The 20,213-nt window shown below is 71.9% G+C and carries 20 protein-coding genes; 7 read left to right on the forward strand and 13 right to left on the reverse strand.

Features of this window, described 5'->3' with window-relative positions; genetic code table 11:
* The first annotated feature begins 41 nt into the window (after positions 1–41).
* Positions 42–1,739 (forward strand): signal peptide peptidase SppA, encoded by a 1,698-nt coding sequence (sppA, locus tag AB0J97_RS06555; RefSeq protein ID WP_364085280.1) that lies wholly within the window; start codon positions 42–44, stop codon positions 1,737–1,739.
* 11 nt (positions 1,740–1,750) lie between these two features.
* Positions 1,751–2,551 carry a hypothetical protein gene (locus tag AB0J97_RS06560; RefSeq protein ID WP_364085283.1) on the forward strand — a complete coding sequence of 267 codons (801 nt, stop codon included), beginning with the start codon at positions 1,751–1,753 and terminating at the stop codon, positions 2,549–2,551.
* On the opposite strand, the gene AB0J97_RS06565 is transcribed toward AB0J97_RS06560, so the two are convergent.
* From AB0J97_RS06565 to AB0J97_RS06590, 6 genes are read right to left on the reverse strand one after another with little or no spacing between them, the layout of a single operon-like run.
* The gene (locus tag AB0J97_RS06565) at positions 2,499–3,086 is read right to left on the reverse strand and encodes an NAD(P)H-dependent oxidoreductase (RefSeq protein WP_364085286.1); all 588 of its coding nucleotides are present in this window, start codon (positions 3,084–3,086) and stop codon (positions 2,499–2,501) included. The genes AB0J97_RS06560 and AB0J97_RS06565 overlap by 53 nt on opposite strands.
* 3 nt (positions 3,087–3,089) lie before the next feature.
* Complete coding sequence (locus AB0J97_RS06570; RefSeq protein ID WP_357697471.1) at positions 3,090–3,569, reverse strand: flavin reductase family protein; 480 nt, start codon at positions 3,567–3,569, stop codon at positions 3,090–3,092.
* Positions 3,570–3,606: 37 nt separating this feature from the next.
* Positions 3,607–4,533 (reverse strand): ABC transporter substrate-binding protein, encoded by a 927-nt coding sequence (locus AB0J97_RS06575; protein ID WP_364085290.1) that lies wholly within the window; start codon positions 4,531–4,533, stop codon positions 3,607–3,609.
* A 39-nt stretch (positions 4,534–4,572) separates the two neighbouring features.
* Positions 4,573–5,265, reverse strand: a complete 693-nt coding sequence (locus AB0J97_RS06580) for an ABC transporter permease subunit (RefSeq protein WP_357697468.1) — start codon at positions 5,263–5,265, stop codon at positions 4,573–4,575.
* Positions 5,262–5,939 (reverse strand): ABC transporter permease subunit, encoded by a 678-nt coding sequence (locus AB0J97_RS06585; RefSeq protein ID WP_357697466.1) that lies wholly within the window; start codon positions 5,937–5,939, stop codon positions 5,262–5,264. Before AB0J97_RS06585 ends, AB0J97_RS06580 begins: the two co-directional genes overlap by 4 nt.
* On the reverse strand, positions 5,932–6,984 hold the full coding sequence (locus tag AB0J97_RS06590; protein WP_364085293.1) for an ABC transporter ATP-binding protein: 1,053 nt from the start codon (positions 6,982–6,984) through the stop codon (positions 5,932–5,934). The genes AB0J97_RS06585 and AB0J97_RS06590 overlap by 8 nt, the downstream gene beginning before the upstream one ends.
* 263 nt (positions 6,985–7,247) lie before the next feature.
* Here AB0J97_RS06590 and AB0J97_RS06595 point away from each other — a divergent pair, with 263 nt between their 5' ends.
* Entirely contained in the window at positions 7,248–9,008 is a 1,761-nt protein-coding gene (locus AB0J97_RS06595; RefSeq protein WP_364085296.1) for a sigma factor-like helix-turn-helix DNA-binding protein, read from the forward strand.
* A gap of 4 nt (positions 9,009–9,012) precedes the next feature.
* Here AB0J97_RS06595 and AB0J97_RS06600 read toward each other — a convergent pair whose 3' ends face one another.
* Genes AB0J97_RS06600 through AB0J97_RS06630 form a run of 7 tightly spaced genes read right to left on the reverse strand, consistent with a single transcriptional unit; the run spans position 9,013 to position 16,053 of the window.
* Positions 9,013–9,738, reverse strand: coding sequence for a DUF981 domain-containing protein (locus AB0J97_RS06600; protein WP_364085299.1), 726 nt, complete (start codon positions 9,736–9,738; stop codon positions 9,013–9,015).
* Between the two features lie 41 nt (positions 9,739–9,779).
* Positions 9,780–10,946 (reverse strand): lipid-transfer protein, encoded by a 1,167-nt coding sequence (locus AB0J97_RS06605; RefSeq protein WP_364085302.1) that lies wholly within the window; start codon positions 10,944–10,946, stop codon positions 9,780–9,782.
* The gene (locus AB0J97_RS06610) at positions 10,946–11,341 is read right to left on the reverse strand and encodes a MaoC/PaaZ C-terminal domain-containing protein (protein WP_364085305.1); all 396 of its coding nucleotides are present in this window, start codon (positions 11,339–11,341) and stop codon (positions 10,946–10,948) included. The genes AB0J97_RS06605 and AB0J97_RS06610 overlap by 1 nt, the downstream gene beginning before the upstream one ends.
* On the reverse strand, positions 11,338–12,276 hold the full coding sequence (locus AB0J97_RS06615; RefSeq protein ID WP_364085308.1) for a bifunctional MaoC family dehydratase N-terminal/OB-fold nucleic acid binding domain-containing protein: 939 nt from the start codon (positions 12,274–12,276) through the stop codon (positions 11,338–11,340). The genes AB0J97_RS06610 and AB0J97_RS06615 overlap by 4 nt, the downstream gene beginning before the upstream one ends.
* On the reverse strand, positions 12,273–13,427 hold the full coding sequence (locus AB0J97_RS06620) for an acyl-CoA dehydrogenase family protein (RefSeq protein ID WP_357697452.1): 1,155 nt from the start codon (positions 13,425–13,427) through the stop codon (positions 12,273–12,275). Before AB0J97_RS06620 ends, AB0J97_RS06615 begins: the two co-directional genes overlap by 4 nt.
* Positions 13,427–14,449: an acyl-CoA dehydrogenase family protein gene (locus AB0J97_RS06625; protein ID WP_364085312.1), complete on the reverse strand. Its 1,023-nt coding sequence runs from the start codon at positions 14,447–14,449 to the stop codon at positions 13,427–13,429. Before AB0J97_RS06625 ends, AB0J97_RS06620 begins: the two co-directional genes overlap by 1 nt.
* Positions 14,449–16,053, reverse strand: coding sequence for an AMP-binding protein (locus AB0J97_RS06630; protein WP_364085315.1), 1,605 nt, complete (start codon positions 16,051–16,053; stop codon positions 14,449–14,451). Before AB0J97_RS06630 ends, AB0J97_RS06625 begins: the two co-directional genes overlap by 1 nt.
* 187 nt (positions 16,054–16,240) lie before the next feature.
* Here AB0J97_RS06630 and AB0J97_RS06635 point away from each other — a divergent pair, with 187 nt between their 5' ends.
* From AB0J97_RS06635 to AB0J97_RS06650, 4 genes are all read left to right on the forward strand, one after another.
* Positions 16,241–16,891, forward strand: a complete 651-nt coding sequence (locus AB0J97_RS06635) for a TetR family transcriptional regulator (RefSeq protein ID WP_357697446.1) — start codon at positions 16,241–16,243, stop codon at positions 16,889–16,891.
* 84 nt (positions 16,892–16,975) lie between these two features.
* Positions 16,976–17,980 (forward strand): sigma-70 family RNA polymerase sigma factor, encoded by a 1,005-nt coding sequence (locus AB0J97_RS06640; RefSeq protein WP_357697444.1) that lies wholly within the window; start codon positions 16,976–16,978, stop codon positions 17,978–17,980.
* A 43-nt stretch (positions 17,981–18,023) separates the two neighbouring features.
* Positions 18,024–19,139, forward strand: coding sequence for a steroid 3-ketoacyl-CoA thiolase (locus tag AB0J97_RS06645; RefSeq protein WP_364085320.1), 1,116 nt, complete (start codon positions 18,024–18,026; stop codon positions 19,137–19,139).
* A gap of 37 nt (positions 19,140–19,176) precedes the next feature.
* On the forward strand, positions 19,177–20,202 hold the full coding sequence (locus AB0J97_RS06650) for an MBL fold metallo-hydrolase (protein ID WP_364085323.1): 1,026 nt from the start codon (positions 19,177–19,179) through the stop codon (positions 20,200–20,202).
* Positions 20,203–20,213: the final 11 nt, after the last annotated feature.

The following is a 20,213-nucleotide window of genomic DNA, read 5'->3' on the forward strand; positions in this document are numbered from 1 at the left end:
CTTCCACGCCTCACCCGAAATGTGTCGCTTAGGGTGGCTATATGGACGCAGGCAGGGCGATCTTCGAAACCGTCGACAAGCTTCGCCAGCGGCGCACCGGCCCGCTGGTCCTGGAGCTCGATCTCACCGAGGGCCTCACGGAGGGACCGCCGGCCGACCCGGTCGCCGCGGTGTTGTCCATGCGCAGGACCCGCCTGTCGGACGTGCTGTCCGGGCTCCGGCGGGCCGGCCGGGACTCCAGGGTCAAGGCGCTGGTGGTCAAGCTCGGCGGCAACCCCCTGGGCCTGGCCATGGTGCAGGAGCTGCGCGAGGCCGTCACCCGCTTCCGCGCCTCCGGCAAGCTGACCGTGGCCTACGCCGAGACGTTCGGGGAGTTCAGCGGGGGCACGGTCCCCTACTACCTGGCCACCGCGTTCGAGCGGGTCTACCTCCAGCCCAGCGGCGACGTCGGGCTCACGGGCGTGGCGATGGAGCAGCGCTTCCTCAAGGGCGCGCTGACCAAGCTGGGCGTGGAGGTCGAGGCGGGGCAGCGGCACGAGTACAAGACCGCGGTCAACACCTTCACCCAGGAGCACATGACCGAGCCCCACCGCGAGTCGATGACCCGCATCGTGGAGTCGGTCGCCGAGCAGCTCGTCCGCGGCATCGCCGAGGGCCGCAGGCTCGACCCCGGCAAGGTGCGCGAGCTGATCGACCGCGGCCCCTTCACCGCGTCCGAGGCGCAGGAGACCGGCCTGGTGGACGCCCTCGCCTACCGCGACGAGGTGTACGACGAGGTCAGGCAGGCCGCGGGCGGCGAGGCGCACCTGCTGTTCGTCTCCCGGTACGCCAGGAGCGCGGCGGTGCGGAAGCTGCCGCATCCCATGGCCGACAGCATCGCGCTCGTGCACGGCCACGGCCAGATCAGGAGCGGCCGCAGCGGACGCAGCCCGCTCGGCGGGGGCGGCGCGATGGGCTCCGACACGATCAGCGCGGCGCTGCGCGCGGCCCGCCGGGACGAGCACGTCAAGGCCGTGGTCTTCCGCGTGGACAGCCCCGGCGGCTCGTACGTGGCCTCCGACACGGTGTGGCGCGAGGTGACGCTGACCCGCCGGGTGAAGCCGGTGATCGTCTCCATGGGCGACCTGGCGGCGTCGGGCGGCTACTTCGTGTCCATGGGCGCCGACGTGATCGTGGCCCAGCCCGGCACCCTGACCGGCTCGATCGGCGTTTATGGCGGCAAGCCCGTCATGACTGACTTGCTCCAAAAAATCGGGATAAATACTGAACTGGTCGCCGACGGGGTGAACGCCGGCATGTTCTCCACCGCCCGCGGCTTCTCCCCCGAGCAGTGGGACCGGGTGAACGCCTGGCTCGACCGCATCTACGACGACTTCGTGGGCAAGGTCGCCCAGAGCCGCGGCCTGACCCGCGAACGCGCCCACGAGCTGGCCAGAGGCCGGGTCTGGACCGGCGCGGACGCCCACGCCAACGGCCTGGTCGACGAGCTGGGCGGCCTTGAGCACGCCCTCGGCCTGGCCCGCGAACGCGCCGGGCTGGCCGACGACGCCCCCGTGCGGGTCTACCCCAGGCTCAACCCGCTGGAGCGCCTGCGGGGCCCGGAGTCCAGCGAGGACAAGTCCGCCGCCCTGGCCAGGATGCGCCTGGACGCCTGGGGCCCGCTGGCCCGCCTGTCGGCCGAACTGGGCCTGCCCGCCACCGGCCCGCTCTCTTTGCCCGGTTGGTACATCATCAGATAATTTGATCTTGTATGCTCCGTGATCCACGGGGATCGGGGAACCCGGCCAAGCGCGCCTGGACCCGGGTGGACGGCGCGGTCAGCGTCTCCCCGGACGAGCGCTGGCAGGTGAGGCAGAACGACGGTGCGAGTGGCGTGCCGAAGGTGACCTTCCTGGACCGCCGGTCGGGCAAGGAGAGCGAGGTCGAGCTGCCCGTGCCGGAGGACCCCGAGCGGGAGGGCCAGTACCTGCAAACGGTCTGGCCCACCTGGTCGCCGGACGGCCGCCGCCTGCTGCTCAACGTGTTCGAGCCGGGCGGCGAGCCGCGTTCGGCGGGCATCGTGCTGATCGACGTGCCCTCGCTGGAGGCCCGGTTCGTCCGGATCGAGAAGGCGCTCATCACCGTGGGCGGCTTCCAGTGGACGCACGACGGCAAGGGCGTGGTCGTGCGCTGGGGCAGGAACCGCTCCTCCGCGGTCCGCCGCTACGACCTCACCGGCGCCGTCACCCGGACCTGGCACGTGCGGGGACGCCCGGCCGCCTCCGGGCTCGGCGCGTTCAGCCCGTCGGGCCGTCGCTTCGTCACCGCCTGCACCTCGCCGGAGAAGGCCGCCTGCGTCTGGGACACCCGTACCGGCAAGGCCGTCACCCAGATCAAGCTGGCCTTCAGCCCGGTGTGGGGCCCGACGCTCGGCTGGTACGACGAGCGGCACCTGCTCGCCCCGGTCAAGGACGGCGTGGGCGTCGTCGACCTCACGGGCCGGGTCGTCGAGACGCTGGTCAAGGCCGGTAAGAAGACGAACCTGTATCCGCACTTCGAGCGCCGGGGCTGAAGAAGGCCGCGGCCCGCTCCAGGGCGCCGGTGTCGCGCAGGATGTCGCCGGGGCGGTTGGCGTAGCCCACGAGCGCGCCGCCCCACGACCCGAAGTACTCCGCCGACAGGCGCAGCGTGCCGACCAGCGGATCGGCCACGGACTCGTCCTCCTCGCTGATCGTGGTGACCGCCCAGACGGTCTTGCCCGCCATGCGCGCCTTGAAGTCGTACCCGGGGACGCGCATCCAGGCCGACCAGTAGTCCAGGTAGAGCTTGGTGGTGGCGGAGACGCTGTACCAGTAGAGCGGGGAGACGATCACCAGGTCGGTGGCGTCGAGCGTGGCCTCGGCGAGCAGCTTCTCCGCGCCCTCGGGGACGGGGTAGACGCCGTCGCCGGTGTGGCGGATGTCCTGGAAGGGCGGGAGCGGGTGGTCGTCCAGGCGCAGCCAGCGTTGCCGGACGTCCGGCGCGAGAGTGGCCGCGGCGTGCCTGGCCAGGGTCTCGGTGTTGCCGTCACGGCGGCTGCTGCCCAGGAGGAAGAGGAAACTGCGCATGCATCATCCCATCGGCCGGTAGCGGGCGCGCAGCCGTACCAGTGGCTGAAGCCCGGGGGTGACATAGGGGACGGCGAGCACCTGGGCGACGAAGAGCGTGTGGTCGCCGGCCGGAACGACCTGGGTCGTCTCGGCCTCCAGGGCCGCCACACCGCCCTCGACCACCAGCGCCTCGGTGTGCGTCCCCCGGTGGTGGGGGGTGCCCGCCACGAGGAGGCGGGCGCTGGGACGTCCGGCGGTGGCGAAGCGGCTGGCGACGGCGGCCTGGCCGGAGGACAGCAGCGAGGCCGCCCACCGGTCCTGCCGGAGCAGCACCTCGCAGAGATAGCCGCGCGAGGCCAGGCTGACCAGCACGAGCGGCGGCTCGGCCGAGACGGACATCAGCGTCGAGACGGTCACGCCCAGGTCGTCCCGCCCGTCCTGGACGGTGATCACCGCGACGCCCGCGGCCAGTTGCGCCATCGCCTCCGTGAACTCGCTCACAGCGGGGACCTCCCCCCGGAGGCCCCCGCCGCGGGCGTCAGGCGAGGCCGTTGGAGGTCAGCCATTCCTTGGCCACCGTGGCGGGCTCGTCCTTGTTGACGGAGATCTTCTGCATCATGTCGAGCAGGGACTGCGTGCTCAGCTTGGCCGAGACGCCGTTGAGCGTGGTGCGGATCGTGTCGTTCGCACCGGCCTTGAACAGCAGGGGCGTGACGTTCTGGGCGGGGAAGATGTTCTTGGTGTCCTGGAGCGGCACCAGGTTGTTGGCCAGCATCTTGGGGTCCGTGGTGAACACGTTGCCGACCTGGATCGAGCCGTCCTTCAGGGCGTCGGCCGTGGCCGGGCCCTTGGGCTCCCACTGCTTGAACTCGATCCCGTAGACCTCCTTGAAGCGCGCCTCCCACCGCTTCTTGAACTCCGGCGGGCCGCCGACCACCATGTTCTTGGAGACCTTGGCCAGGTCCTCCATGCTGTTCAGCGACTGCTTGGTCTGGGTCTCCTTGGTGACCGAGAGGCTGTCCTTGTCCTCGGCCGGGGAGGAGTCGAGCACTTCGAGCTCGGCCGGGAGCTTCTCCTTCAGCGCCGCGTTGACCTCGTCGGTCGTCGAGGCGGTGTTCTTCAGGTCGATGAAGGCCAGCAGGTTGCCGTTGTACTCGGGAACGATGGTCAGGCCGCCGTTCTTGACCTGGTCGTAGACCGCCTCGCGGCTGCCGATGCGCGGCTTCTCCTCAACCTGCACGCCCTTGGCCTCAAGCGCCTGGGCGTAGATCGACGCGAGCAGCACGCTCTCGTCGAAGTCGAAGGAGCCGATGACGGCCTTGCCCCCGGCCGCCGCGGCCGACCCGCTGGGCGCCGCGCTCGTGGTGTCGAGCGGGTTGCCCCCACCGCCGCCACCGCCACCGCAGGCGGCCAGCGCCAGCGTCGCCGACACGAGCACCGCCGCGGTGCCGATCATGCGTCTCATCTCGAATTTCCCTTCTAAAGCGGCAGGTAATACCGGAGACTATCGAACCTTCAGTCTCTGGCTCACCCCCGGCGAAACGGTCACCCTCTGGATGAGGGCGAACACGATCTGCACGACAAGCGCGAACAGCACAATCAGTACTGAACCCCCCACGACGCTCGCGTAATCCTTCGTCGCGAAACCGTCGATCACGAATCGGCCGAGCCCGCCGAGCCCCGTGTACGCGGCGACCGTCGTGGTGGAGACCACCTGGATCGCCGACAGCCTGAGCCCGAGCAGGATCAGCGGCAGCGCCACCGGGACCAGCACCCGGCCGAGCACCTGCCCGCCGCGCAGCCCCATCCCGTACGCCGCGTCGCGCAGCTCCGGATCGACGCCCTTGATGCCCTCGTAGGTGTTGACCAGGATCGGCGGCACCGACAGCAGCACCAACGGGATGATCACCGGCCAGATCGAGGACGTGCCCAGCAGCAGCACGAACAGCACCAGCAGGCCGAGCGTGGGCAGCGCCCTGGCCAGGTTCGCCGAGATGACGACCACGACCTCGCCCCGGCCGGTGTGCCCGATGGCCAGGCCCAGCGGCACCGCGATCAGCATCGCCAGCGCCAGCGCCAGGACCGAGAACTCCAGGTGCTCCAGCAACCGCGCCGGGATGCCGTCGGGGCCGGTCCAGTTCGCCCCGGTGCCGAAGAAGTCGGCCAGCCAGCCGAAGAACGAGCCCAACCAGCTCATGACGTCCCCTTCCGCGCGCGTACCCAGGGGGTGAGCAGTCGCTGGGCCAGGACCAGCAGGCCGTCGGCGACCAGCGCCAGCGCGACGATCAGCACGATGCCGGTGATCACCGGCGGCATGAACGGGTTCTGGTAGGCCCGGGTGAACAACCCGCCGAGCCCGCCCTGGCCGATCAGCGCGCCCACGCTGACCAGGCTGATGCTGGAGACCGCGACCACGCGCAGCCCGGCCAGCACCACCGGCGTGGCGATGGGCAGCTCGACCTGGAGCAGGCGGCGCATGGGCGTGAACCCCATGGCGACGGCCGACTGTCGGACGTGGTCGGGCACCGAGTTCAGCCCGTCGACCACGGCGGGGATGAGCACGGCCATGCCGTAGAAGGTCAGCGGGATGATCACGGTGGTCTGGGACAGCCCGGTCACCGAGATCAGCAGCATGAACACCGGCAGCGACGGCAGCGCGTAGACGACGTTCATCAGGCCCGAGGTGGGCTGGTAGAGCCAGCGCCAGCGCACGCAGGCCAGGCCGAGCGGCAACGCGAGCACCAGCGCGGCCAGGATCGGCACCAGGGACATGGTCAGGTGGTCGGTCAGCAGGTTCCTGATGCTGTCGGCGCGGCCGGTGTCCCAGTTGCGCGCGATCCACTCCCAGATGCTGGGCGGACCTTCACGCATCGGCGGCCTCCGCCAGCGCCTCGTCCAGGGCCTCCCTGGTGGCCACGCCGACGACCCTGCCGTCCTCGTCCACGGCGACCGAGCAGCCGGAGGGCGACAGCAGCGCCGCGTCCAGCGCCGACCGCATCGAGTCGCGGCCGAGCACGAACGTCCCGTACGGCTCCAGTTCCTCGGGCCGCGAACCGGCGAACCAGCCCACGGGCCGGTCGTCGTCGCTCACGACCAGCAGCCATGGCTCGTCGCTGGCCGCCCGCTCGCGCACGGTCAGGTCGGTACGCAGCCTCAGCCCCTTCGTGGAGATGAACTGCAGCCGCCTGATGCCCCGGTCGTGGCCCAGGAACTCGCGGACGAAGTCGTCGGCCGGCTCCGACAGCAGCGTCTTGGGGTCGGCGAGCTGGGCCAGCCGTCCGCCCACGCGCAGCACGGCCACGCGGTCGCCGAGCTTGATCGCCTCGTCGATGTCGTGGGTGACGAACACGATGGTCTTGTTCAGCTCCGCCTGGAGCCTGATCAGCTCGTCCTGGAGGCTGGTGCGGACGATCGGGTCGACCGCGCTGAACGGCTCGTCCATGAGCAGCACCGGCGGGTCGGCGGCCAGCGCCCTGGCCACGCCCACGCGCTGCTGCTGCCCGCCGGAGAGCTGGAACGGGTAGCGGTCGGCGAACGCCGCGTCGAGCCCGACGCGTTCGAGCAGTTCCATGGCCCGCGCGCGGGCCTTCTTCCTGTCCCAGCCCAGCAGGTACGGGACCGTCGCGATGTTGTCGACGATCTTCCGGTGCGGGAAGAGACCCGCCTGCTGGATGACGTACCCGATGCCGCGGCGCAGCGTGGGCGGGTCGATGCCGCTCACGGGCACCCCGTCGAGGAGGACCTGTCCTTCGGAGGCGTCGATCATGCGATTGATCATCCGGAGGGACGTCGTCTTCCCGCAGCCCGAGGGGCCCACCAGCACGGTGATCTCGCCGGTGGGCGCCTCAAGGCTGAGTGCGTCCACGGCGGTGGTGCCGTCTGGATAGCGTTTGGTGACAGCGTCGAATGTGATCACGCGTGACCTCTCGCTCGATGGCAGGGCCGCGGCCCCCCTGCCACGACCGCCGCATGATCTCGGTGGCCCACAAGACTACGGCGGCCCGGACCCCCGTGTCCCCACGGGGGACGGCTTAAGCGTTTCACTGACCAGGGAGATTTACCGGAATTTCCGATCAAGTGGTGCGCCGGACCTGGGTGAGTTGGCATGATTACCTCCACAATCTCCAGACGCGTACCCCTCACCTCAGCGTCCGCACATTTAGCAAGAGGATCGGCCCCGTGCCCCAGCCGCTCACCGGTCAGCGCCCCCGCGCAGAACTGATCGCAGAGCTCTACGACCGCCATGCCGCCGGGCTGTTCGCGTACTGCGCCGACCAGCTCGGCGATCCGGGCACCGCGTCCGACGTCCTGGCGTCCGTGCTCGGCGGAGTGCTCGCCGGCGTCCCCGACGCCGTCCCACCCCGCGCCGCCCTGTACGCCTACGCCCGCCGCCAGATCCACCGGCGGGACGTCGTCTACACCCCTCCCGTCGTGGACCCGCTCGTCGACCCGGCCTCTGCGCTGGTCGAGCGCGTGCTGCGCGAGCTTCGCCCGCAGCAGCGCGAGGTGCTCGTGCTGTGCGCGGTGTGCGAGCTGAGCAGGGCCGAGCTGGCCTGGGTGCTCGACGTCGCACCCGACACCGCCGAGGAGCTGGTCGTCGGGGCGAGCCACCGCTTCCGCCAGGTCCTGGGCATGGCCCTGGCCGCGCTGGCCGAAGGGCGGGTGCCGAAGCCGCTGTCCGACGTGTACGGCGCGCTCGCGGTCGCGCCGCTGCGGGACGTCCTCGGACGTCTGCCCTGGCCGGAGCCGCCCGCGATCCTGCGCGTGCACTTCGCCGGGTCGGTTCCCGCCGAGCCGGGGCCGCTGTTCGTCAAGCCGCTCTGGCCCGCGCCGCCGCAGTGGCCGCTGCCGCTCGCCGAGGCCGACCCGGCGACCAGCACCGGGATCTTCCCGGCGGACCTGCTCACGCCGCCCTCCGGCGAGCGGCCGTCCGTGCACGAGGCGACGACCGCGCCGATGCCCAAGTTGCGCGACCCGCTGGGCGCGCTGGACTCGATGGGGCCGCTGCGGGACCCGGCCGCGCGGGCGGCGGCCGTGCGGCCGTTCCTCACCAGACACCCGCAACCGTCGCAGGCCCTGCCGGAGTCGGACCGCCCCTCGCTCCAGCCCTTCAGTACGGGCGACTTCACCGCACCTCCCGTGGCGGACGCCGCGCCCGAGGCCGTCGTTCCGCCGCCTGGGGAGCGGCCCTTCTTCCTGGGCACGCCCGTGCCCGCGGACGTGCTGGACGACGAGCCGGCGACGTTGGAGATGCCCGCCATCAGGGACGTGCCGCCGCACACGGACCCGCCCCACGCCCCGCAGCGTCCCGCCGCACAAAGCCCCACCGCACAACCTCCCGTCCCGCAACGGCCCGCGCCGCAGCGGCCCCTCGCGGCGGAGCAGCCGGTCAAGGAGGCCGCGCCGCTGTTCACCCCGAGGTCCAGGGCCACCGCCGAGCCGGTCTACCGCATGCCCGCGCCCGAGCCCCCGTCCGGCCCGGCCGCCTCCGACCCGGCCCCCGCCACCTCGGCCTTCTCCGACCCGGCCCTGTCCGGCTCCGACCTGCCCGAATCCACCCTGTCCGGCTCCGGCCTGTCCGACCCCAACCGGCCCGGCGCGGCGCCCGGCGAGCGGAGCCGGGCCGCGGACTTCGCCTTCGAGCTCGCCCGCGAGCTAGCAGCCGACCGCGAACTCCACCCCGATCCGATCCGCGACCTCCAGGGCCCGTCCCGCCGCAAGCCCGGCGCCGGACCGGCCCGCTCACCGGGGAGAGGCGGCGCCAAGCCCGGCGCCCGCAAGCAGCCGGCGGGCAAGAAGAAGGCCGCGGCCAGGAAGAAGGCGCTCAAGCGGCGCAGGGAACGGCACTACGACTGGGCCTGGGAGTTGATCGGGTTCCTGATCTGCGTGGCGATCGCGATGATCGTGTTCTTCTCCGTGCCGATGTTCCTGGGCCCGTGAACGCCTACATGGTGTTGACGATCAGCCCGATGTGCGTGAAGTAGTTCAGCGCGCCGAACAGGAGGAACGCCACCCCGGCGACCCCCCAGCACACCCCGGTCACGGTCGTGACCGGGCCACCCCTGGCCCGCAGCGCGAACGGGAACAGCACCGCCCCCACGCCGACCAGCACGTACAGGCCGGAGATGAAGGTGGCCTCCAGCAGCGGCATGCCGGCGAAGGCCCCCGAGATCGGCTCCTGCGGCGGCGCGGCGAACAACATGTACGTCCACCCCGCCGCGGCGATCCCGAAGCAGGCCAGCCCCATGGCGAAGACGAACAGCGAGATCGGCCCGGCCGTACGCGCCACGAGCTTGCGCCGGTCGGGCGCCACGGCGACCAGCCCCCAGCGTTTCCACAGGTAGATCGCGGCGGCCAGCAGCAGCACGCCGAACGCCAGCGAGGGCTCCCCGAAGATGATGTTGTCGAACGGGAAGCCCTGCCCGGCCAGCGGCCAGGTGAGCGTCATGTGCAGCCCGGTCACCGTCAGGACGGCCCCCATCGCGCCGAACGCCAGCGCCCAGCCCTCCACGTGCTCCAGCGGGTCGCCCCTGAGCAGCCGGCGGCCGAAGGAGACCACGAGCAGCAACCCGACGCCGGCCGCGACCGCCATGATCGTGTTGTACGTGGGCATCCTGGTCCAGTCGATCTTCAGCTCCGGCTGCGCCAGGACTCCCCAGAATCCACTCATACAGACGCGATTACCCAAAGCGTCCAATTGCTAACACAATGTCACGTCGACGACAGGATCAGGCCGCTCGTCGGCACGCCGGTCCCCGCCGTGACCAGGACGTTCCGCACCCCGGCCACCTGGTTGGCGGCCGTCCCGCGGACCTGCCGGACGGCCTCGGCGATGCCGTTCATGCCGTGGATGTACGCCTCGCCCAGTTGCCCGCCGTGCGGGTTGACGGGCAGGCGGCCGTCCAGCTCGATGCCGCCGTCCCGCAGGAAGTCCGGGGCCTCGCCGCGCCCGCAGAAGCCCAGCTCCTCCAGCTGGGCCAGGACGAACGGGGTGAAGTGGTCGTACAGGATGGCCGTCTGGATGTCCTGCGGGGACAGCCCGGACATCTCCCACAACTGGCGGCCGACGACGGACATCTCCGGCAGGCCGCTCATGTCGTCCCGGTAGTAGCTCGTCATCATCATCTGGCCCGCGCCCGCCCCCTGCGCCGCCGCCGTGATCACCGCGGGCGATCTGCGCAGGTCGTGGGCGCGTTCGGCGGACGTCACGACCAGGGCCACCGCGCCGTCGCTCTCCTGGCAGCAGTCGAGCAGGTGCAGCGGCTCCACGATCCACCTGGACGCCTGGTGCTCCTCCAGCGTGATCGGACGCCCGTGGAACCAGGCGGCCGGGTTCGTGGCGGCGTGCCGGCGCATGGCCACCGCCACCCGTCCGAAGTCCTCCGACGTCGCCCCGAACTCGTGCATGTACCGCCGCGCGAACATGGCGACCCACGCGGCAGGGGTCATCAGCCCGTACGGCACGTGCCAGCTCATCTCCAGGCCCTGGGAGGTGGGCTCCCCGGTCAGCCGGGCGTTCGGCTGGCCGAAGCGGCGGCCGGAGCGCTCGTTGAAGGCCCGGTAGCAGACCACCGTGCGGGCCATGCCGGTGGCCACGGCCATGGCCGCGTGCGCGACGGTGCCGCAGGCCGCGCCGCCGCCGTACTCGACGCGGGAGAAGAAGGTGAGGTCGCCGACCCCGGTCTCCCGGGCGACGGCGATCTCCTGGTTGGAGTCCTGGGTGTAGGTGACCATGCCGTCCACCTCGGACGGCGGCACCCCGGCGTCGTCCAGGGCGGCGAGCACGGCCTCGGCCGCCAGCCGCAGCTCCGACCGGCCCGAGTCCTTGCTGAACTCGGTGGCGCCGATGCCCGCGATCGCCGCGCGCCCGCCCGGCATCACGCGCTCCCCGGCAGGACGAAGGTGACGGTGCCGGTGGCGTGGTCGCCCAGGCTCACCCGGCCGCGCACCTGCGCGGTGTACCGGTCGCCGTCGCGCTCGACGATCACGCCGCTGAAGCTCAGCCGGTCCCCCGCGTACGCCGGGACGCCCAGCCTGACGTTGATGCTCGTGATGACCGCCTCCGGGCCCGTCCAGTCGGTGACATAGCGTTCCACCAGGCCCATGGTGGTGAGGATGTTGAGGAAGATGTCCTTCGAGCCCTGGGCGCGGGCCTTGGCGGTGTCGTGGTGCACGGGGGTGAAGTCCCTGGTGGCCAGGGCCGTGGCGATCACCGTCGTCGGGGTCAGGTCGACGGTCAGCTCGGGCAGGGCCGTGCCGGTGGCGGGGGTCACGGCTCCTCCGGAGTCCACATCGGCAGGACGAGCTCGTCGTCCATCGACCGGTACGTCACCCGCAGGGCCATCCCGACCTCCACCTTCTCGGCCGGGCAGTCCACGACGTTGCCCACGATCCGCACTCCTTCCGGCAGTTCCACCACACCCACCACGAACGGGACCTCGCGCCCCGGCACCGGCGGATGGTGGTGGACGACGTAGCTGTACAGGGTGCCGCGGCCGCTCACGACGACGTGCGACCGGTTCGCCGAACGGCAGGCCGGGCACATCGGGCCGGGCGGGTGCCGCAGCTCGCCGCAGTCCGCGCAGCTCTGGACGCGCAGCTCGCCGTCCCGCACGCCCTCCCAGAAGAACGCGGTGTCCCTGTTGACCGCGGGCCGCAGCGGGTACGGCTCCCGCGCGCGCGGGGCAGGAGCCTTGGGACGGAACTTCAGCACCCGGAAGAGCATCTCGGCGACGGGCCGGTCGTCGTCGCCGTACCAGGTGACGTTCCAGGTGGCGAAGTAGCCCTCACCCAGGGCGGTGCGCTTCGGGCCGGACAACGACGTGAAACGGGTGGCGGGCGTCAGCAGCTCGCCGATCCCGGCGTACCGGTGGTAGGTCTGCTCGCAGTTGGTCGCCACGACCCCGGTGAAGCCCGCGGCGTCGAGCGCGGCCAGCAGGTCGTCCACCGGCGAGCGGTCCTTGGCCCGCGAGCCGGGCCCCTGCATGGTCCACACCTGGGCCATCGCGGGCGGGGCCACCCCCTCCTCCAGGTAGCGCGGGTTGGCGTCGCCCATGGCCTCCAGCCAGTGGCGGATCATGGGCGCGTTCACCGGGTCGGCGGCCGGGGTGCCGCGCAGCTCCCCCATCGCCACCTGCTTGCCGGCCAGCTCGCGCAACTCGGCGTCGGTCATCGCGGCGGCCATCGGGTCGGTCATCGGGTCGGTCATCGCGGCGGCCTCGGCAGGCTCAGGCCGAGCATCGCGATCAGCTCGCGCTGCACCTCGTTGACCCCGCCGCCGAACGTCAGCACCACCGCGCCCTTGACGCCGTGGTCCATGCGCTCGGCCAGCTCGGCCGTCTCCGGGTCCGAGGGGTCGCCGTACCTGGACACGACGTCGCAGACCAGCCGGCCGATCTCCTGCATGCGCTCGGAGCCGTAGATCTTGGTGGCCGAGGCGTCGGGCGCGCCCAGCCAGCCGAGGTCCATGTTGGCCGCCACCTGCCAGTTCAGCAGCTCGTTCGTACGGAAGGCGGCCCGCACCCGGGCGAGGGCGCGGCGTACGTCCGGGTTGTCCGTCAGCCCGGCGTGCCTGGCCCAGGCGAGGAAGCGGTCGTAGGTCTGGCCGAGGTTCCCGGCGGGGCCGAGGGTGACGCGTTCGTGGTTGAGCTGGTTGACGATCAGGTCCCAGCCGCGGTCCACCTCGCCGACCACCATGTCCACCGGGACGCGGACGTCGGAGAAGTAGGTGGAGTTCGTGTGGTGGCGGCCGTCCATGGTGACGATCGGGGTCCAGGAGAAGCCGGGGTCGTCGGTGGCGGCGATCATCATCGTGATGCCCTTGTGCTTCTTGGCCTCGGGGTTCGTCCGGGCCGCCAGCCAGATGTACTGGGCGTAGTGCGCACCGCTGGTGAAGATCTTCTGGCCGTTGACGACGTAGTGGCCGCCGTCGAGCACCGCCGTGGTGCGCAGGGAGGCCAGGTCGGTGCCGGCCTCGGGCTCGCTGTAGCCGATCGCGAAGTGGCACTCCCCGGCCAGGATGCGCGGCAGGAAGCGGTCCTTCTGCTCCTGGGTGCCGTACTGCATCAGCGTCGGGCCCACCGTCTGCACGGTGATGATCGGGTACGGCACGCCCGCGCGGGCGATCTCGTTGGCGAAGATCTGCTGCTCCAGCGGGCCGTAGCCGCCTCCGCCGTACTCCTTGGGCCAGCCCAGCCCGAGCTTGCCGTCGCGGCCGAGCCGGCGGCAGTGCTCCATGTACGCCTCGCCGAACGGATCGTCGGCGATCTTGGCGCGGTCCTCGGCGGTCAGGCAGCCGCGGAAGTACTCGCGCAGCTCGTCGCGGAGCGCGCGCTGCTCGGGGGTCAGGTCGATCAGCATCAGACGAGGGCTCCGATCAGGTCGAGCTGGGCGTCGGCGCCGCCGAGCAGGTGGGACAGGTGCTTGGCCTGCGCGAAGTAGCGGTGCAGCGGGTAGGTGACGTCCAGCCCGAGGCCGCCGTGCAGGTGCTGGCAGGTGTAGAGGGCCTTGACTGCCTCGCAGACGTGGAACGCGGCCAGCGCCACGTCCTCGTCGGCGGGCAGCCCCTCGCCCAGCCGCCAGGCGGCCGACCACATGGCGACGTCGAGGGCCCGTCCCGCGATGTAGACGTCGGCGATCTGCATGGTCACGGCCTGGAACTCGGCCAGCGCCCGGCCGAACTGCCGCCTGGTCCTGATGTAGGCGGTGGTCAGGTCGAGCGCCCCGGCCAGGACGCCGCTCGCCTGCGCGGCGACGGCCACGGTGAACAGCCGCCCGGCGTCGGCGGCGGCCTCGGGCCCGGCCACCCGCTCGGCGGGCGTGCCGTCCAGCAGGACCGTGGCGGCCGGCTCGCCGGTCGAGGTGAACTCCGGGCTCGCGGACGGCGACGCCACCAGGAACAGCCCCTCGTCCGCGGTGACCAGGACGTCGTCCGCCGGGTACGGCACCGAGACCTTCCGCCCGGTCAGCGACCAGCCGTCACCCTCGCGGCGGGCGACCGTCTCGGGCGGATCGGCCGGGGCCCGGCCGGGCTCGCGGCGGGCCAGCGTGCCACGCGTGACCCGTCGCCGCTGGTCAGGGCTGCCGTGACGGGCCAGCGCCAGCGTGCTCACCAGGACGGGCAACGCCGGTACGGCCGCCGCCCGCGCCCCGACCTCGCGCAGCACCACGGCCATCTCGACCGGTCCGAGCCCGGCGCCGCCCGCCTCCTCGGACGCGCACACGCTCATGAGCCCGGCCCGCCACAGCCCGTCCCCGGCCGTCGCGCCGCCCTCCTTCCCGGCGGCTCCGGTCCCTTCCCCGGCGGTGGCCTCCTCCCTGGTCAGAACTTCGGCGGTCAGCTTTTTCAGGTCCTGCTGGGTCTCGTCCAGGTTGAAATCCATCAGCTCTCCAAGAGGTGGTGCCTGCCGTGCTCGACGAACTCGTCCTCGATCGCCTTGACGTCCGCGCCGGTCAGGGGGCGCAGCCCGGCCGGGGACCGCCACCAGACGGGGTCGCCGGTCCGCCACGCCTCCTTGGCCAGGATCCGCTTGATGACCTTGTGAGAAGGGGTCAGCGGAAGTTCACTACAAATCCGGATATAGCGGGGTAAGGACTTGGGGCCCAGGTCGGTCCGACCTGCCAGGAACGCGGTGAACGCCCCGGCGTCGAAGGGGCCGTCCAGGATCAGCGCCGCCATCACCTGGTCGCCGGCCGCCGCGTCCGGCACCGGGTAGACCGCCGCCTCCACCACGCCGCCGAACTCCCGCAGGGCGGCCTCCACCGGCGCGACCGCCAGGTTCTCGCCGTCCACGCGCAGGCGTTCGGTGCCGCGCCCGGCGAAGAAGACGTGCCCGGCGGGGTCGGCGTAGGCCAGGTCGCCGGACCAGAACGCGCCGTCCCTGACGCGTTCGGCGTCCGCGTCCGGGTCGTTGTAGTAGCCCTCGAACAGGCCCGGGCCGGAGGTGTTGACCAGCTCGCCGACGGCCTCGTCCGGGTTGAGCAGGCGGCCGCCCTCGATGCGGGCGGGCGGGCACGGGCGTCCGGTGAGGGGGTCGAGGATCTCCACGCCCGCGCCCAGCCTGCCGAGGCTGCCGGGCGGGCCGCCGGGGTCGGGGGTGAAGGAGATGGCCGTCTCGGTGGAGCCGAAGGCGTCGATCACCCGGCAGCCGAACCGTTCGCCGAACCGCCTGGTCGCGACCGCGCTGCCCTCGTTGCCGAAGGCGATCCTGAGGGGGTTGTCGGCGTCGTCCGGGCGTTCGGGCGTGGCCAGGACGTAGGAGAGCGCCTTGCCGACGTAGTGCAGGTACGTGCAGCCGTGCCGCCGTACGTCCGGCAGCAGGCCGGAGGCCGAGAACCGCCTGCGCACGGCCAGCGCCGCCCCCGAGGCCACGGCCGGGGCGTAGGCGGCCATCAGGGCCCCGGAGTGGAACAGCGGCATCGAGCAGTAGACGACGTCCTCGGGCGTGAGCAGCGCCGCCAGGCTCAACCCCGGCAGGGCCAGCTTGCGCTGCGTGATCCGGACGGCCCTGGGCCGACCCGAGGTGCCCGACGTGAAGATCAGCATCACCAGGTCGCCGGGCCCCGGCTCGGCGGCCCGGCCCTCGCCCTCCCCCAGGGACGACACCGTGGACAGCGGCAGGCTCTCCAGACCCAGCGCCTCGGCGACCGGCCGGGCCAGGCCCGCGAAGGGGGCGTCCCAGAGCAGGAGGTCCACGTCGGTGGCGCGGGCATCCCGGATCAGCTCGTCCACCGGGCGCGTCGGATTCAGCGCGACCAGCACGTGCCCGCCGAGCGCCGCGCCGCCGAGCAGGAAGAGCAGTTCCGGGACGTTCTCCCCCAGCACGCCCACGTGCAGGCCCCGGCCGCGCCCGCTCAGCCAGGCCGCCGCCGCCCGGCAGCGGGCGACGTGCTCGCGCCACGACCACACCGCGCCCTCGAACATCAGCCCAGGTCGGTCGTCCTGCGCCCGGTCGAGGAGCAGGGCCGCCAGCGTCTGCGCGATCATCGAGCCTCCAGCAAGCGCTAGGTAAGCCGAATGGCAAACTAGAACAGATTCTAATATCTGTCCAGTGCCGGCCTTGTTCCCCATGTTCCGACTTAGTCCTGTAACGCCGTAGACATGGGCCGATACGGCCTGTTTGTGACTCGCGAGTAACAAGCCGCGTTGTCGAGAAATCAGATAACGTGTTCTTATGCGTACCTCGCCCGGGTCATTCTCCGCGCCCCCCAGCGACACCGAGGGGGCCGCCGAGGGCCGCGCCGCGGCGGGCGGTCGCAGTGTCCGCACCCGCAGCCAGCACCAACGCCGCAAGCGCATCGTCCAGGCCGCCGCCGCGCTGGCCTCGCGCGGCGGCGTCGAGGCCATGCAGATGCGCACGGTCGCCGAGCGCGCCGGCGTGGCGCTGGGCACGCTCTACCGCTACTTCCCGTCCAAGATGGACCTGGTCGTGGCGGTCGTGGGCGAGGAGATCGACCTGCTGGAGAGCAGCATCGAGCGCCGCCCGCCCGGGGCCTCCACGCCGGCCAGCCGGGCCGTCGACGTGCTCATGCGGGCCACCCGGGGGCTGATGCGCGAGCCGGAGCTGGCCGACGCGCTGATCCGGTCGCTGATCATGGCCGAGGTCCAGACACCGTTCGGCGACCGCATGACGGGGCTGCTGCTGCGCGTGTCCGCCGACGGGCTGACGGTCGACCAGGCCGGCGAGGAGCAGCTCGACCTCGCGGGCTCGCTGGCCAGCGTGTGGGTGCAGGAGCTGCTGGAGATGTTGCGGGGGCGGCGCACGTACGACCAGATCCAGCGGCGCATCGAGACCGCCGCGAATCGCCTCCTGTCCGACATCTAGCCTCTTGTCGGACATCTCCGTCATGCCCTAAAGCCGGCCGGGGCCGCCACCGAAATTGTCGGTGGCGGGAGCTATACAGGGGACATGAGCGACAAGCCGACGAGCGACGACTTCCTCCGGCTGGCCGATCCGATGCGGCGCGAGCTGTTCGCACACTGCTACCGGATGCTGGGGTCGGTGCACGACGCCGAGGATCTCGTGCAGGAGACGTATCTGCGCGCGTGGCGGGGTTACGACGGGTTCGAGGGGCGGTCGTCACTGCGTACGTGGCTCTACCGCATCGCCACCACCGCCTGCCTGACCGCGCTCGACAGCCGCGGCCGGCGGCCCCTGCCGACCGGCCTCGGCGCCCCGAGCACCGAGGCGAGCGCGCCGCTGGTCCAGGACGGCGAGGTGCCCTGGCTGGAGCCGGTGCCCGACACGCTGGCCGGGGTCGAGGCGGGCGGCGACCCGGCCTCGATCGTGACCTCGCGCGAGAGCATCAGGCTCGCGCTCGTCGCCGCGCTGCAGCACCTGCCGCCCCGGCAGCGCGCGGTGCTGATCCTGCGCGACGTGCTCAGGTGGCGGGCGGCCGAGGTGGCCGAGGCGGTCGGCCTGTCCACGGCGGCCGTCAACAGCATCCTCCAGCGGGCCCGCGCGCAGCTCAGCGAGGTCTCGCCGACTCTCGACGACCCGGTCGAGCCGCTGTCGGCCGAGCAGCGCCACCTGCTCGACCGCTACGTCGCCGCGTTCGAGAACTACGACGTCGACGAGCTGGTCTCGCTGTTCACCAAAGACGCGATCTGGGAGATGCCGCCCTACGTGGGCTGGTACGAAGGCCCCGACGCGATCGGCGAGCTGGTCTCCAACCAGTGCCCCGCGAGCCGACCCCACGACCTCAAGCTGCTTCCGGTCGCCGCCAACGGCCAGCCCGCGTTCGCCGTCTACTTCCGCGAGGGCGACACCTACCGCCCCTTCGCGATCATGGTGCTGGCGCTGCGCGACGAAGGCATCAACCACGTCGCCATGTTCTTCGACCTGCAGCTTTTCGACACCTTCGGGCTGCGCGCCGAGATCCCCGCCGGAAGCGAGGCTTCCACCGGAAAGTAGAACGCGTTACAGTCGCGGCCAGAGCAACGTTCTGGAGGCGACTGTGGGTACACCGGTGATCGTCGAGGCCGTTCGCACGCCCATCGGCAAGAAGGCGGGATGGCTGTCGGGGCTCAAGCCGCAGCAGGTCCTGGCCGCGGCGCTGAACGGGCTGGTCGAGCGCGCCGGCGTCGACCCGGCCGCCGTCGGCCAGGTGTTCGCCGGATGCGTCACCCAGGCGGGTGAGCAGGGCGGTCACGTCGGCCGCCATTCCTGGCTCTACGCCGGGCTCCCCTACCAGACGGGGGTCACCACGATCGACGCCCAGTGCGGCTCCTCGCAGCAGGCCGTGCACCTGGCGGCGGCGTTGATCAGGGCGGGCGTCATCGAGGCGGGCATCGGGTGCGGGGTCGAGGTCATGAGCAGGGCGCCGCTCGGCAGCAACGTGCGGCCCGCCCGGCCGCGTCCCGACGACTGGAGCATCGACCTGCCCGACCAGTTCACCGCGGCCGAGCGGATCGCGCGGCGGCGGGGGCTGACCAGGGAGCGGCTCGACTGGTTCGGCGCGCGCTCGCAGCGCCTGGCGGCCAAGGCGTGGGCCGACGGGCGGTTCGACCGGGAGATCGTGCCCGTCGAGTCCGTACGCAGGGACCAGGGGTTACGCGAGACCACGGTGGAGAGCCTGGCCGGGCTCAAGCCGGTCGCCGAGGGCGCCCTGCACACGGCCGGCACGTCCTCGCAGATCTCCGACGGCGCGGCCGCCGTGCTGGTGACGAGCGAGCAGGAGGCCCGCCGGCAGGGGCTGCGGCCCAGGGCGCGCATCCTGGCACAGGCGCTCGTCGGGGCCGAGCCGTACTATCACCTCGACGGTCCCGTGGAGGCGACCGCGAAGGTGCTGGCGGCGGCCGGGATGACCATGGGCGACATCGACAGGTTCGAGGTGAACGAGGCGTTCGCGTCCGTGGTGCTCTCGTGGGCCGCCGCGCACGAGCCCGACTTCGACCGGGTCAACGTCAACGGCGGGGCCATCGCGCTCGGCCATCCCGTCGGGGCCACCGGCGCCCGGCTCATCACCTCCGCCCTGCACGAGCTCGAACGCTCCGACGGCAACACCGCGCTGGTCACGATGTGCGCGGGCGGCGCACTGGCCACGGCGACGATCCTCGAACGCATCGCCTGATCTACCATTCAACGCACGTGCTCGATCGGGGGAACCGGTGGGGAAGACCAGGCGCAGGCCGTACTCGGAGCAGCGGCCGCAGGAGCTCGGCGGCGGGGTGTGGAGCGTGCCGGTGCCCATCCCGGGCAATCCTCTCGGCTACACGCTGGTCTACGCCGTCGAGTCGCCGCGCGGGCCGGTGCTGGTCGACGCCGGCTGGAACCATCCCGACGCCTGGGAGGCGCTCAGCGGCGGCCTGGCCGAGCTCGGGCTCGACGTCGCGGCCGTCAGCGGTGTGGTCGTCACCCACTTCCATCCCGATCACGCCGGGCTCGCCGGGCAGGTCAAGGAGGCGTCCGGGGCCTGGATCGCGATGCACGAGGCGGACGCGGCGCTGGTCCGGCTCATGCACGGGCTCGCCGCGGAGGAGCACGCGAGCTTCCAGTCCGACATGCTCCGGCGGGCCGGGGCCGATCCCGCCGAGGCGCGCGAGGCGATGGGCGCCCGGCCGACGCCGCCCGCGCTGCCCGACCGCGAGCTGCGCGACGGCGACCTGGTGGACCTGCCGGGCCGCAAGCTGCGGGCCGTGCACACCCCCGGTCACACGCCGGGCCACATCTGCCTGCACCTGGAGGACGCCGACCGGCTGTTCACCGGCGACCACGTCCTTCCCGACATCACCCCGCACATCGGGATCTATCCCTACGACCGGGACGACGTCGATCCGCTGGGCGACTTCATGGACTCGCTCGACCGGGTCGGCGAGCTGGGCCCCCTGGATGCTTTGCCCGCACATGAGTGGATATTTCCTGATGTTGCCGCACGCGCCGCCGAGATCCGCCACCATCACGAGGAGAAGCTGATCCGGTTGCGCACCCTCCTGGCCGAGCGGTCGCGACCGCTGACCATCTGGGAGGTCGCCGCGATGATGACCTGGAACCGGCCCTGGGACGACCTGGCCCCCGTGCTGCGCGGCATGGCGGCCGGCGAGGCCGCGGCCCATCTGCGCACGCTGGAGACCCGGGGTCTGATCCGCCGCGTCCCGAACGTCGATCCCGTACGCTTCCAGGCTCTAGACTCCTAGACATCCGATGT

Source organism: Nonomuraea sp. NPDC049607 (genome assembly GCF_040675375.1).
In the GTDB taxonomy this organism is placed as follows: domain Bacteria; phylum Actinomycetota; class Actinomycetes; order Streptosporangiales; family Streptosporangiaceae; genus Nonomuraea.

Coding starts and splice junctions, on each gene's coding strand:
- sppA (WP_364085280.1), top strand. CDS start 42: ATGGACGCAGGCAGGGCGATCTTCGAAACCGTCGACAAGCTTCGCCAG.
- AB0J97_RS06560 (WP_364085283.1), top strand. CDS start 1,751: ATGCTCCGTGATCCACGGGGATCGGGGAACCCGGCCAAGCGCGCCTGG.
- AB0J97_RS06565 (WP_364085286.1), bottom strand. CDS start 3,086: ATGCGCAGTTTCCTCTTCCTCCTGGGCAGCAGCCGCCGTGACGGCAAC.
- AB0J97_RS06575 (WP_364085290.1), bottom strand. CDS start 4,533: ATGAGACGCATGATCGGCACCGCGGCGGTGCTCGTGTCGGCGACGCTG.
- AB0J97_RS06580 (WP_357697468.1), bottom strand. CDS start 5,265: ATGAGCTGGTTGGGCTCGTTCTTCGGCTGGCTGGCCGACTTCTTCGGC.
- AB0J97_RS06585 (WP_357697466.1), bottom strand. CDS start 5,939: ATGCGTGAAGGTCCGCCCAGCATCTGGGAGTGGATCGCGCGCAACTGG.
- AB0J97_RS06600 (WP_364085299.1), bottom strand. CDS start 9,738: ATGAGTGGATTCTGGGGAGTCCTGGCGCAGCCGGAGCTGAAGATCGAC.
- AB0J97_RS06605 (WP_364085302.1), bottom strand. CDS start 10,946: ATGCCGGGCGGGCGCGCGGCGATCGCGGGCATCGGCGCCACCGAGTTC.
- AB0J97_RS06615 (WP_364085308.1), bottom strand. CDS start 12,276: ATGACCGACCCGATGACCGACCCGATGGCCGCCGCGATGACCGACGCC.
- AB0J97_RS06620 (WP_357697452.1), bottom strand. CDS start 13,427: ATGCTGATCGACCTGACCCCCGAGCAGCGCGCGCTCCGCGACGAGCTG.
- AB0J97_RS06625 (WP_364085312.1), bottom strand. CDS start 14,449: ATGGATTTCAACCTGGACGAGACCCAGCAGGACCTGAAAAAGCTGACC.
- AB0J97_RS06630 (WP_364085315.1), bottom strand. CDS start 16,053: ATGATCGCGCAGACGCTGGCGGCCCTGCTCCTCGACCGGGCGCAGGAC.
- AB0J97_RS06635 (WP_357697446.1), top strand. CDS start 16,241: ATGCGTACCTCGCCCGGGTCATTCTCCGCGCCCCCCAGCGACACCGAG.
- AB0J97_RS06640 (WP_357697444.1), top strand. CDS start 16,976: ATGAGCGACAAGCCGACGAGCGACGACTTCCTCCGGCTGGCCGATCCG.